12 protein-coding genes are annotated in these 12,959 nt (G+C 59.0%); 2 read left to right on the top strand and 10 right to left on the bottom strand.

Translation table 11 applies throughout. The features are described 5' to 3' along the window. Positions 1-332 precede the first annotated feature (332 nt). A complete protein-coding gene (gene mltB, locus H4V96_RS04815; RefSeq protein ID WP_261980943.1) occupies positions 333-1,364 on the top strand; it encodes a lytic murein transglycosylase B in 1,032 nt (343 codons plus the stop codon). A gap of 438 nt (positions 1,365-1,802) precedes the next feature. Next, entirely contained in the window at positions 1,803-2,135 is a 333-nt protein-coding gene (locus H4V96_RS04810; protein ID WP_010395728.1) for a hypothetical protein, read from the top strand. Positions 2,136-2,377: 242 nt separating this feature from the next. On the opposite strand, the gene cysM is transcribed toward H4V96_RS04810, so the two are convergent. The 10 genes from cysM to aroA form a co-directional block, all read right to left on the bottom strand. After that, entirely contained in the window at positions 2,378-3,280 is a 903-nt protein-coding gene (cysM, locus tag H4V96_RS04805; RefSeq protein WP_010395725.1) for a cysteine synthase CysM, read from the bottom strand. 525 nt (positions 3,281-3,805) lie between these two features. Then, positions 3,806-4,309 (bottom strand): helix-hairpin-helix domain-containing protein, encoded by a 504-nt coding sequence (locus H4V96_RS04800; protein ID WP_010395720.1) that lies wholly within the window; start codon positions 4,307-4,309, stop codon positions 3,806-3,808. A 176-nt stretch (positions 4,310-4,485) separates the two neighbouring features. Then, positions 4,486-5,439 carry a D-glycero-beta-D-manno-heptose-7-phosphate kinase gene (rfaE1, locus tag H4V96_RS04795; RefSeq protein ID WP_196855288.1) on the bottom strand — a complete coding sequence of 318 codons (954 nt, stop codon included), beginning with the start codon at positions 5,437-5,439 and terminating at the stop codon, positions 4,486-4,488. Continuing rightward, positions 5,436-6,803 (bottom strand): UDP-glucose/GDP-mannose dehydrogenase family protein, encoded by a 1,368-nt coding sequence (locus H4V96_RS04790; protein WP_010395715.1) that lies wholly within the window; start codon positions 6,801-6,803, stop codon positions 5,436-5,438. Before H4V96_RS04790 ends, rfaE1 begins: the two co-directional genes overlap by 4 nt. 82 nt (positions 6,804-6,885) lie before the next feature. Continuing rightward, entirely contained in the window at positions 6,886-8,061 is a 1,176-nt protein-coding gene (gene lapB / locus H4V96_RS04785) for a lipopolysaccharide assembly protein LapB (protein WP_010395714.1), read from the bottom strand. A 46-nt stretch (positions 8,062-8,107) separates the two neighbouring features. After that, positions 8,108-8,410 (bottom strand): LapA family protein, encoded by a 303-nt coding sequence (locus tag H4V96_RS04780; RefSeq protein WP_029496228.1) that lies wholly within the window; start codon positions 8,408-8,410, stop codon positions 8,108-8,110. 234 nt (positions 8,411-8,644) lie between these two features. Further along, the gene (locus tag H4V96_RS04775; RefSeq protein WP_008446215.1) at positions 8,645-8,950 is read right to left on the bottom strand and encodes an integration host factor subunit beta; all 306 of its coding nucleotides are present in this window, start codon (positions 8,948-8,950) and stop codon (positions 8,645-8,647) included. A gap of 17 nt (positions 8,951-8,967) precedes the next feature. Continuing rightward, positions 8,968-10,680 carry a 30S ribosomal protein S1 gene (gene rpsA, locus H4V96_RS04770; protein WP_071650172.1) on the bottom strand — a complete coding sequence of 571 codons (1,713 nt, stop codon included), beginning with the start codon at positions 10,678-10,680 and terminating at the stop codon, positions 8,968-8,970. A gap of 119 nt (positions 10,681-10,799) precedes the next feature. Further along, entirely contained in the window at positions 10,800-11,468 is a 669-nt protein-coding gene (cmk, locus tag H4V96_RS04765; RefSeq protein WP_070345611.1) for a (d)CMP kinase, read from the bottom strand. Between the two features lie 119 nt (positions 11,469-11,587). Next, on the bottom strand, positions 11,588-12,943 hold the full coding sequence (gene aroA, locus H4V96_RS04760) for a 3-phosphoshikimate 1-carboxyvinyltransferase (protein ID WP_280720731.1): 1,356 nt from the start codon (positions 12,941-12,943) through the stop codon (positions 11,588-11,590). Positions 12,944-12,959: the final 16 nt, after the last annotated feature.

The following is a 12,959-nucleotide window of genomic DNA, read 5'->3' as shown; positions in this document are numbered from 1 at the left end:
GCCGTGCACACCAACCGGGTGCGAGCAGCGCTGCGGCAGCGCCCGCCCTGCTGCGCCCTGGCCGGCCTCGATGACAGCAAAACCGGGGCGCACGCCACCATCACTCAGGTTCTGGCAATCTATGCCACGATGCAGTATGGTGATGCCAACCCAGATAAATAATGCCGCGTGCGGCGCAGCTTGCGCCGCCTGCCAACCCAATGCCGATGAGACGCTCCTTGTTACCGATCAAAACCTCTGCCCTGTGCCTGCTCCTCGCCCTCCCGCTGTGCCTGGCAACGGCACACGCTAGCGAAAACAACAATATCTCTGCCGCCGACCGCGCCCGTGCCATGCGCGCGGCCAAGGCGCCGCCCAGCAAGGCGACGGCCAAGCAAACACCGGCAAAATTCGACTTCGAAGGCGAGTTTGTCGACTATGCCAACTGGAAAGAAGTACGCGCCTTCCTCGACGAGATGTCCGCCAAGCATGGCTTTGACCGCGCCGAACTCGATACCCTGATTGGCAAAGTGCGCTACGTCGAGTCGACCGCGCAATTGATGAAGCCAGCGCCGCCGGGCAAGCCGAAGAACTGGCAAGCGTACAGCGCGCGCTTCATCGAGCCCGTGCGCATCGATGCGGGCGTGAAATTCTGGGAAGAGAACGCGGAAGCGCTGGCGCGCGCCGAGCGCGAGTATGGCGTGCCAGCCGAAATCATCGTCGGCATCATCGGCGTGGAAACCGTGTACGGACGCAACACCGGTCGTTTCCGCGTGCTCGATGCGCTGACGACGCTGGCGTTTTCCTACCCGGAAAGCCCCACGCGCGCTGCGCGCATGGAGTTTTTCAAGGGAGAGCTGGAAAACGCGCTACTGTATGCGCGCAAGGATGGCATCGATCCATTGACACTGCTCGGTTCGTATGCGGGCGCTATCGGCCTGCCCCAGTTCATGCCCAGCAGCATCATGAAATACGCGCTGGACTTCGATGGCGATAGCCATATCGACCTGCGCAATTCTACCGCCGACGCCATCGGCAGCGTGGCACATTTCCTGGTCGAACACGGCTGGCGGCGCGATGACCCGGCCATCAGCACGTACCGCGTCAGCGTCTCGTCCAGCCACGCGTGGGAAAAGTTCATCGGCCAAGGCTTGCAAGCGAAGTACCGGCTGGAAGAACTGCAAGAGGCCGGCGTGAGCAGCATGACATCCACGCCTCGCAACATGCTGTTCGGCTTGATTGACCTGCAAAATGGTTCAGAAGCAACTGAGTACCACTTGGCAAGCAATAACTTCTTTGCTATAACTCAGTACAATAGAAGTTACTTTTATGCCATGTCCGTGATCGACTTGGGCAAGGCCATCAGCCAAGTACGCGCACGCTAACCGAAAGTCAGTCTAAGGTTATAATATTACTTGTAAGAAAGCGTAAGCGATGTTGAAGCAAGCAGCAAATAAGTCTATGGTAGGGCCGATACCATGAGCCAGCCTCACTCGCCAGCCTTTGTGCGACGCCGGATACAGAAATTACTTTATAATTAACTTATTTAAAAATACAATTTTTGCTCTACCATAGAGCATAATAAAGAATAAATATCTGTTGCAGCAAGACAACACTTATTTTATACAAAGCAAGATTTTGAGACTTTCCAGTCTGAAATTGAATCCTGCTGTACAATTGTGTATATATCATGAAAAACTGTATCCCGGATCGTCCCGTGTGTGAATTCGTTCCTTTTAGTAAAGAATGAACATGAACGCAGCAAGAGCGAGCTCCGAGTGTTTTTTACTTTGCAGTGCAACTACAGAAGGAACATTAACATCATGACAAACCAAGTCGGCATTGATATGAACAGCGATTCGGACTCCGACGATCTGCTCCAATACAACCCAAACAGATTGCTCGATACCCTGATCGAAAACTTGCGCCTGAAAAACGACGCAGCGCTGTCCCGCGCGCTGGAAGTGGCGCCACCAGTGATCAGCAAAATCCGTCACCACCGCCTGCCTGTCGGCGCATCTCTGCTGATCCGCATGCACGAAGTGAGCGACCTGAGCATCCGCGACCTGCGTTACCTGATGGGTGACCGTCGTAATAAATTCCGCATCAGCGACAAGCAATTCAAGCCAAAAGAAGGCGAAACGTCACAAGGCTGATCCAGCCGCTTGCGCAGGTTTTCCCTCCCTGCCGTGGGGAGGGGGTATTTCTCGTCATTATCAGGCCGATCTGGCCAATATCCGCTCCCTCCCCCCCCCCCACGCTGTACCGACGCGCAATCGAAGCGTAGCGAGCGGCAGCGATATATGGCCAAGAAACGCCAGCGGGCAGCCGCACGCGGCAGCCAAGCCGACGCACCAAGGCGGTGCGCCGCGCAGTGGGTTTGCCTGGGCGTGCGTACTCAGGCCGGAAAGACACCGGTCGAGAGATAGCGGTCGCCGCGATCGCAGACGATAAACACGATCGTTGCGTTTTCCACCGTTTGCGAGATGCGCAGCGCGATTTCGCAGGCGCCGGCTGCCGAAACACCACAGAACAAGCCCTCTTGCGCCGCCAGACTACGCGCCATGCGCTCGGCCGCGCCCTGGCTCACGTATTCCACCTGGTCCACGCGCGACTTTTCGAAAATTTTCGGCAAGTACGCTTCCGGCCATTTACGGATGCCAGGAATCTGCGAGCCATCTTCGGGCTGTGCGCCGATGATCTGGATGGCGCGATTCTGTTCCTTCAAATAGCGCGACACGCCCATGATGGTGCCCGTCGTGCCCATGGCGCTCACAAAATGCGTCACCTGACCATGCGTATCGCGCCAGATTTCAGGGCCCGTGCTTTCATAGTGCGCACGCGAATTATCTTCATTGGCGAACTGGTCGAGAATAATGCCGCGGCCATCTTTCTGCATCTGCTCGGCCAGGTCGCGCGCATATTCCATGCCGCCGGTCCTCGGCGTGAGCAAGATATCGGCGCCATAGGCGGCCATGCTCTGGCGGCGCTCCACACTGAGATTGTCCGGCATCAACAACAGCATCTTGTAGCCACGCAAGGCGGCGGCCATGGCCAGCGCGATGCCCGTGTTGCCGCTGGTAGCCTCGATCAAGGTATCGCCTGGCTTGATGGCACCGCGCTCTTCAGCGCGCTTGAGCATGGACATGGCGGCGCGATCCTTCACGGAGCCGGCAGGGTTATTGCCTTCCAGCTTGCCGAGGATGACATTGTTGCGCGCTATCGCATCAGCGCCCGGCAAGCGCGTCAGTTGCACCAGCGGGGTATTGCCTATCGTATCTTCAAGTGTCTTGTAAGCCATCGTGTCTATTTAAGTCATGTCAACAAAGACCCATTCTAATATGAGATGCTGGACGGCGCATGGCTAAAAACTGCCGTGCTGCCAGGCAACGCCGGCTCCACCCAGCCGCGTGCCAGGTCGCATGGCGCCTGGCTTTGCGCCATGCAAAGCTTGCCGCGCACGCTGTTCCAGCTGGCTGCACGCGCCTGCACTGGACGCGTGGCGATTAGTTATTTTAGTAATTTGCTTATTCAGTCCATGCATCAGTGATACCCGGCAGCACGGCCCAACTCATGCCCGAAGCCACCCAGACGAGCCAGCCCAGGCCAGTCGCCTCGGGCTCCAGGCCCGTATGCAGCAGATTTCCCTGTCGTCAGCGTAGCGCGACGGCAAGGCCTGCCAGTATGCGGCCGGCACCACCGATCAGCCGCAAGGCGGATACAATAAAAAACCCCGCGCGGCCGGTACCACGCGGGGTTTTCTGCACGTGTTGCGCGGCACCACCACACAACACGCTTGACAGCTATACGGTTGACAGCTGCACCGTTACTTCTTCTCGGCTTCAGCCTTCTTCGCATCGGCTGCAGTGAGTTTCGCTTCTTTCTTCGCAGCCGCCGCGGCAGCCTTGGCTTCCTTCTTCGTTTCAGCGGCTGTCTTGGCTGGCGCCGCAGCGGTGTCGATCGCAGCAGCTGGCTTCGCTGCGGCTTCTTTCGCTGCAACGTCCTTCACAGCAGCTTTTGCCGGAGCAGCTTTCGCCATCGGCGCCGCTGGCGCGCCGGACTTGGCCTGGCCATTTACCTGCAAGCCCGCCTCGGACAGTTTCATGGCGCTTTTCGGTCCAATGCCCTTCACGCGGCTTTCGAAATCGGCCCAATCCTTGAAGGCGCCGCCCTTGCTGCGTTCATCAACGATGGCTTTCGAGGTACTGGGGCCGATGCCCTTGACGCTGTCGAGTGCTGCCTGGTCCGCCTTGTTGACATCGACCTGGGCAAAAGCAAATCCCATTGTCGCGATCAGGGTGACGATGGCCAACAATATTTTTTTGAACATGGGTATCTCTCCGTGGTGTGGTTGCAAGATAACTCGAACGCAAGGGAGGAACAGCGCCTTGAGCGTTTTAACGGCTGGGAGGTGATACGGTTGACAAGACGGCACCGCGCAAGGCACAGAAAGCCTGCGCCAGATCAAACAGCGGGCGCAGGCCGGAGAGGCAATACAAAGGCGGATTACTGCGGGAACAACTCTTCGCGGGTTACGGTGGCCGTGCCCAGCTTGCCGACGACGATGCCGCCGGCCCGGTTGGCCGTACGCACGGCATCGCCCAGGCCCATGCCGGCGCCCAGCATGGCCGCCATGGTGGCGATCACTGTGTCGCCAGCGCCCGAAACGTCGAACACTTCGCGCGCATCGGTCGGCATGTGCAGCACCTCATCGGCCGTGTACAAGCTCATGCCCTCTTCCGAGCGGGTCAGCAGTAAAGCGTCCAGGCCGAGTTGCGCGCGCATCTGCTGCGCGCGTTGCGTCAATTGCTCTTCCGTATTCCAGTTTCCAACCACGCGGCGTAGTTCGGACTTGTTCGGAGTGAGCACTGACGCTCCCGCATAGCGATTAAAATCATCACCCTTTGGGTCAACCATGACGATCTTTCCAGCGGCCCTGGCCGCCTTGATCATCTCGGACACATTCACCAGGCTGCCCTTGGCGTAGTCCGACAGTATCACCACGTCGTAGTGCGGCAGCAGCGCATTGAACTGCTTGAGCTTGTCGCGCAGCACCGTATCGCTGGGCGCATCCTCGAAGTCGATGCGCAGCATTTGTTGCTGGCGACCGATCACGCGCAACTTGATGATGGTGGAAATGGCCGCATCGCGCTGCAGATAGCTGTGGATGCCGCCACCTTCAAGCAGGCGCTCGACTTCGCTGCCAGCCTCGTCGTCGCCGACCACGCCCAGCAAGCTCGTCTTCGCTCCCAGCGCGGCCGCGTTGCGCGCCACGTTGGCAGCGCCACCGAGGCGCTCTTCGCGCTTTTCGATGCGTACGATAGGCACCGGTGCCTCCGGCGAAATACGGCTGACATCGCCGAACCAGTAACGGTCGAGCATCACATCGCCCACCACCAGCAGGCGCACCTGGGCCAGCGCGGCCGGCGCCGTCAAGGCTGCCACCGCGTGGGCGCTCATGCGCGTGTCAGGATCGAGCGACCGATCCCGTGATATTCGATGCCCGCCTCGACCATGATGGCCGGCTCGAACAGGTTGCGCCCGTCAAAGATCACGGGCTGCTTCAGGCGCGCCTTGATCTGCTCGAAATCCGGGCTCCGGAAGGCTTTCCATTCAGTCACGATGGCCAAGGCATCGGCATCCGTCAGGGCGTCGAGCGGGCTGTCGGCAAAGCGCACCTGCGCCAATTGCTCCGGCGTCAAGTCCAGTTGCAGCACCCGCTTTGCCTCGGTCATTGCAACAGGATCGTAGACGGCTACCGTGGCGCCCCGCGCCAGCAAGTCCGCCAGCAGCACGCGCGCAGACGCTTCGCGCATATCGTCCGTGTTCGGCTTGAAGGCCAGTCCCCATACGGCAAAATGCCGGCCCGTCAGGTCCGCACCGAAGCGCGCGACCACTTTCCCGCCCAACACCTGCTTCTGCCGGTCGTTGACGGCTTCGACGGCGCGCAGGATGAGTAATTCCTGGCCGTGGCCGCGCGCCGTGCGTTCGAGCGCCTGCACGTCTTTCGGGAAGCACGAGCCGCCATAGCCGCAGCCCGCGTACAGGAAGCTATGGCCGATGCGCGGATCGGAACCGATGCCGTGGCGTACGGCTTCGATATCGACGCCCACCTTGTCGGCCAGGTTCGCCAGTTCATTCATGAAGGAAATACGCGTGGCCAGCATGGCATTCGCCGCATACTTCGTAAATTCGGCCGAGCGCACATCCATCCAGTAGGTGCGCTCGTGATTGCGGTTGAATGGCGCGTACAGGCTTTTCAGCAATTCGCGCGCGCGCTCGCCGTCCGCCGTGGCATCGACGCCGATAACGATGCGGTCCGGGCGCATGAAGTCTTCGACGGCCGCGCCTTCCTTGAGAAATTCCGGGTTCGACGCCACCGAGAACGTGGCGGTCACGCCGCGCGCGTCCAGTTCGCCCTGGATGGCGGCGCGCACTCTTTCGGCCGTGCCTACGGGCACGGTCGACTTGTCGACGATGACCTTGAAGCCCGTCATGTACTTGCCGATGCCGCGTGCGGCAGCGAGCACGTATTGCAGGTCGGCCGAGCCATCTTCATCGGGTGGCGTGCCGACGGCAATGAATTGCATCACACCGTGCGCAGCGGCAGCCTCGACATCGGTGGAAAAGGTCATGCGACCGGCGGCGCGGTTGCGCGCCACGACTTCTTCCAGGCCCGGTTCATGGATAGGGATGCCGCCGCTGTTGAGCAAGGCTACCTTCTGTACGTCCAGATCGAGACAAAAAACGTCGTTGCCCAGCTCCGCCAGGCAGGCGCCCGTCACGAGGCCCACATAGCCCGTGCCGATAATGGTAATTTTCATGGTTGTGCCGTATTTCTGAAATATAGGTGTTACATACGAGTACACGCCACGTTGCGCAAGGCAAGGTGGCGTGTACGATTAATCAGTTCATGACATTTAACTCTTCCGTGCGGCGTGGTGGGTAGGTTTCCCACTTGTTGCAGCCCGGGCAATGCCAGTAAAACTGGCGTGCCTTGAAGCCGCAGTGGCTGCACTGGTAACGCGCAAGCTTCTGCGTGTAGCCGTGCACGAGGTTTTTTACCATCGACAGCTCGGACCAGATGGCGGCCGGGGCATCCATCATGCGTGCCTCGAGCAGCTTGTCCAGGCCCAGCAAGGTCGGCGTGCGGCGCAGCTCGGCGCTGACCAGCAGCTTCGCCGCTTCCACGCCGTCGAGTTCGATGACAGCCTTGAAGACCACTTCGATCAAGTCGATCGACGACGCCTCTTCCAGATAGGAGCGCAGCAGATTGACGCCTTCCTGTGCGCGGCCCACCTTGCTGTAGCCATCCATCAGACGCTGTGCTACCAAGGCCACGTGCGGCACGCTTTGCTGCTCCACGCGACGCCAGGTGGTCAGCGCACCTTCCACGTCGTCACGCGCCAGCAGCACGTCACCGGTGAGGATGGTGGCGCGCACGCTCTTGCGGTCCGTTTGCAGGGCTTTTTCCAACAGCGGCATGGCCTCGTCCGGCTTCATATGCACCAGCGCGTCATGTGCCAGCTCGCAATAAAACTGGGCGATTTCCTTCTGGCGCGCTCCAGCACCCGATTCCTGCAGCCCCACGGCCGCTTCGATGGCGCGCGACCATTCCTTTTCGCGCTGGTAGATTTCCAGCAGGGCGCGGCGCGCCTGGGCCGCATATTGCGTATCGACAAGGCTGTTAAAGGTTTCTTCGGCACGGTCCAGCAAGCCCGCCTTCAGGTAATCCATGCCCAATTCGTAAGCGGCATGGCTCTGCTGCTCCAGCGGCAAGTCCGGGCGCGCCAGCAAATTTTGGTGTACGCGGATGGCGCGCTCCGTTTCGCCGCGACGGCGGAACAGGTTACCCAGCGCAAAGTGCATATCGGCCGATTCCGGGTCCAGCTTGACGACTTCGATGAAGGCATCGATAGCCTTGTCATGCTGTTCATTGAGCAAGAAATTCAAGCCCTTGAAGTAGTTGCGCGGCAGGCTGCGCGATTCAGACACCAGTTGATGAATGTCCACACGCGCGGCAATCCAGCCCAGCGCGAAAAACACCGGGATACCCAATAGCCACCAGAGTTCAAAATCCATGCGATTGTTTTTATTCGAGTAAGAGAAATAGGAGCGACGGCGCCGATTACTGCGCGCTCACGCTGTCCGGTTGCGGCTGGACATTGCTGGCCACGCCAACAGTCTGCAGCGCGGCAATGGTGGTTTTTTGCTTGTTCGCTTCGCGGCGGTGACGGAACACGGTCGGCGTCAGGGCCAGTACGCCGAGGCTGGCGCCGGCGACAAAAAAGCCCAGCAGCATCAAGACCAGAGGGCCACGAATTTCATAATTGAGGAAAACATGCAGGTCAACAACCTGCGCATTCTTCAGCGCAAAACTGAAGAACAGGACGAAAAGAACACAGCCAACGATGGTGGAGATGATTTTCATCGATACGCCCAGAAAGTACAAAAAATGCCGTATGGCACAACCTCGGAATGCCTGGCAGAAGCGTAGCGAGCGTCAGTGATTTGTGGCCGAAAAGCGCAACCGTACTGAAGTACGGTGAGCATCGCAGGCCGCGAAGCGCGACGCGCAGTAGCGTATGTCAGGTATTCTCAGCATATTAACAAAAAAAAGCGGCATCCAAGGACGCCGCTTTCTATGTCGCCTTCCAGCAGACGATTAATCCTCGATTATCGGTTGCCCGACCATCGCGTCCACCCGCTCGCGCAACTGTTTGCCCGGTTTGAAGTGGGGCACCCGTTTTTCGGGCACCATCACCTTGTCGCCGGATTTCGGGTTGCGACCGATGCGCGGTGGTCTGCTGTTCAGGGCAAAACTGCCAAAACCGCGGATCTCGATACGCTGGCCGGTCGCCAAGGCGTTGGTCATCGCATCGAGAATGGTCTTGACGGCATACTCCGCATCTTTCGCCACCAGCTGAGAATAACGCTCAGCGAGGCGGTTGATCAGCTCGGACTTTGTCATCTGCCGTATCCGCAGTCTTAGTTCTTGTTATCGAACTTAGCTTTCAACAAGGCGCCCAGGCTGGTGGTGCCCGAAGCTGCGTTGTTGTCGGTAGCGGCCATTTTCTGCATGGCTTCCTGGGTTTCAACGTTGTCTTTCGCTTTGATCGACAGTTGGATACCACGGGCTTTACGGTCGATGTTCAACACCATTGCTTCGACGGTATCGCCGACTTTCAGGTGCGTACCAGCATCTTCAACGCGGTCGCGCGAGATTTCGGAAGCGCGCAGGTAGCCTTCAACTTCTTCGGACAGTTGGATCACGGCGCCTTTAGGCTCAACCGATTTCACGGTACCGGTTACCAGCGAGCCTTTGTCGTTCATGGCTGCGAAGTTGTTGAATGGGTCACCTTCCAGTTGCTTGACGCCCAGGGAAACGCGCTCGCGCTCAACGTCGATGGCCAGAACGATGGCTTCCAGTTCGTCACCTTTCTTGAAGCGACGCACGGCTTCTTCGCCGGTTTCGGTCCAGGACAGGTCGGACAGGTGCACCAGACCGTCGATGTTACCGGCCAGGCCGATGAACACGCCGAAGTCGGTGATCGATTTGATCGCGCCGCGGACTTTATCGCCCTTCTTGTGGGTCACGCCAAAGTCATCCCAAGGGTTGGCTTTGCACTGCTTCATACCCAGCGAGATACGACGACGCTCTTCGTCGATTTCCAGAACCATCACTTCTACTTCGTCGCCCAGTTGGACAACTTTGTTAGGAGCAACGTTTTTGTTCGTCCAGTCCATTTCGGAAACGTGTACCAGACCTTCGATACCCTGTTCCACTTCAACGAACGCGCCGTAGTCGGTCAGGTTCGTTACTTTACCGAACAGACGGGTGCTTTGTGGGTAACGACGGGACAGACCGGTCCAAGGATCGTCGCCCAGTTGTTTCACGCCCAGCGAAACACGGTTCTTCTCTTGATCGTATTTCAGGACTTTGGCGGTGATTTCCTGGCCAACCGTCAGTACTTCCGACGGGTGACGTACACGGCGCCATGCCAAGTCGGTGATGTGCAGCAAGCCATCGATACCGCCCAGATCCACGAACGCGCCGTAGTCGGTGATATTTTTGACGACGCCGGTCACGACCGTGCCTTCTTTCAGCGTTTCCATCAGCTTCTGACGCTCTTCGCCCATCGAAGCTTCGATGACGGCGCGGCGGGACAGAACCACGTTGTTACGCTTGCGATCGAGCTTGATCACTTTGAATTCGAGGGTTTTGCCTTCGAATGGGGTGGTGTCTTTAACAGGACGGGTATCAACCAGCGAACCCGGCAGGAATGCGCGGATGCCGTTGGTCAACACGGTCAGACCGCCTTTGACTTTACCATTGACGGTACCGACGACGATTTCGCCCGATTCCATCGCTTTTTCCAGAGCCAGCCACGAAGCCAGACGCTTGGCTTTATCGCGCGACAGGATGGTATCGCCGAAACCATTTTCCAGCGATTCGATCGCCACGGAAACGAAGTCACCAACTTTGACTTCCAGTTCGCCGTGGTCGTTCTTGAATTCTTCGACAGGGATGAATGCTTCGGATTTGAGGCCAGCGTTCACGATCACGAAATTGTGGTCGAGGCGCACGACTTCAGCGGAAATAACTTCGCCGGAGCGCATATCTTGACGCGACAACGATTCCTCGAAGAGCGCAGCAAAACTTTCCATACCGGTAGATTCGTTAGTTGTAACAGTAGACATAGGGTTCACACAGGTTATCCAGCAGAGATCGCACCATGCGACTTAAACTGGGTTAGGTTTTTGACACACCCGGACAGGCCAGGAGCCGTCAACGGGCACCACATAGCATGGAAATCACACTATTTCACTAATGACGCATACCATTTCAACACGGTTTCGACGGCATCATCTGCCGTCATCGCCGAGGTATCGAGGACATGCGCGCCTTCCGCAGGGACCAGCGGCGCAATCGCACGGTGAGTATCACGTTCGTCCCGCGCTTGCAAATCCATCAGAAGGTCTTCCATATTAGCAGAAAAACCCTTGTCTATCAATTGCTTGTAGCGGCGTTGCGCGCGCGCCTCAACGCTCGCGGTAAGGAACACCTTTAAAGGCGCGTGCGGGAAGATCACCGTGCCCATGTCGCGTCCGTCTGCCACCAGGCCAGGCGTCTTGCGAAAACCCAGCTGCAAGCCTACCAATGCATGGCGCACGGTTGGCAACACAGCAATTTTTGACGCCGTATTGCCGACTTCTTCGGCACGGATCAACTCGCTAACGTTTTCTTGCGCCAGCAGGATCTCGCCGCCCGCAAAATGGCAGGGCAAATGTTCGGCCAGTTTGGCCAGCGCGTGCTCGTCGCGCAAATCCGTGCCACGGCGCAGCGCCGTCAAGGCAGTCAGACGGTACAGCGCGCCCGAGTCCAGGTAATGAAAGCCCAGCTTATCGGCCACGCGGTGCGCCACCGTGCCCTTGCCGGAAGCGGTGGGGCCATCGATGGCGATGACGGGAATATGAGAGGTTGGCATTATTTTGTCACTTTAAAAACGAGACCCAAAACGAAGACTGGGGTCGGTCCTGGCGGATCGGAATGCCTTCCATTGGAAGGCATTCCCCCTGAGGGTCCGACCCCGGCACTTGTTTTAGGTTATATCAATGTATCCTTAGCAATCCCCGCAAACGCGGCGAAATACTCGGGGAAGGTCTTGGCCACGCATTTCGGGTCGTTGATGCGCATTGTATTGCCGCGACGCGCGGCGCCATCGAGCGCCGCGAGCGAGAAGCACATGGCCATGCGGTGGTCGTCATAGGTGTCGATGCTGGCGGCAAGAATCTGCGCCGGCGGCGTCACGCGCAGATAGTCCGCGCCCTCTTCCACTTCGGCGCCCAGCTTGCGCAATTCCGTCGCCATGGCAGCCAGGCGGTCCGTTTCCTTCACCCGCCAACTGGCGATATTGCGCAAGGTCGAGGTGCCGTCCGCGTACAGGGCAGCCACGGCGATCGTCATGGCCGCATCGGGAATGTGGTTGAAATCCATATCGACGGCTTTCAGCACGCCGCTCGAACGGGCTTCGATCCAGTTCTCGCCCATGGTGATGGTGGCCCCCATCTGTTGCAAGGCTTCGACGAAGCGCACGTCGCCCTGTATGCTGTCGCGTCCCACGCCTTCGACGCGCACGGGACCGCCGCCGATGGCGCCGGCCGCCAGGAAATACGACGCTGAAGAAGCATCGCCCTCGACGTGGATGGTGCCGGGGCTTTGATATTGCTGGCCCGGCTGCACAGTAAACGACTGCCAGCCGTCATGCTCGACCGTCACGCCGAAGCGGCGCATCAGGTTCAGCGTGATCTCGATGTACGGCTTCGAGATCAGCTCGCCCGTCACGTCTATGGTCACCGCATGCTGGCGCGCCATCAGCGGCGCCACCATCAGCAGGGCCGTCAGGAACTGGCTCGATACATTGCCGCGCACGGCGATGCGCTGCGCGTGAATGTGGCCGCGGCGGATGCGCAGCGGCGGGAAGCCCTGCTCGCCCGTGTATTCGATCTGCGTGCCGACGGCGTTCAGCGCGTCGACCAGGTCACCGATGGGGCGCTCATGCATGCGCGACACGCCATGCAGGGTGTAGTCGCCGCCGATGACAGCCAGCGCCGCCGTCAGCGGGCGGATGGCCGTGCCGGCGTTGCCCATGAACAGGTCGGCCGCGTGGTGCGGGAACACGCCAGCGCAGCCTTCCACGTGGTGTACCTGGTGCGCCGTGGCGGGGTCGCCCGTCATGTCATCTTGCTTCCATTTGACGCCCAGCGACGTTAATGCCGTGAGCATGACGAAGGTGTCGTCGGAGGCGAGCAGGTCGATGATCTTTGTCGTGCCCTTGGCCAGCGCGGCCAGCAGCAGCACGCGGTTGGAAATGCTTTTCGAGCCAGGCAGACGCACCGTGCCTTCGGCGTGCATCACCGGCTTCAAGTCGATATGGTGGGGGTAGTGCTTAGTCTTGGTCATGCTGGAATCCTTGAGT

The sequence above is a fragment of the Janthinobacterium sp. CG_23.4 genome, assembly GCF_029892305.1.
Taxonomy (GTDB): domain Bacteria; phylum Pseudomonadota; class Gammaproteobacteria; order Burkholderiales; family Burkholderiaceae_D; genus Janthinobacterium; species Janthinobacterium lividum_D.
Note: the sequence above shows the minus strand (reverse complement) of the source record. Positions and strands in the feature narration are given on the sequence as shown.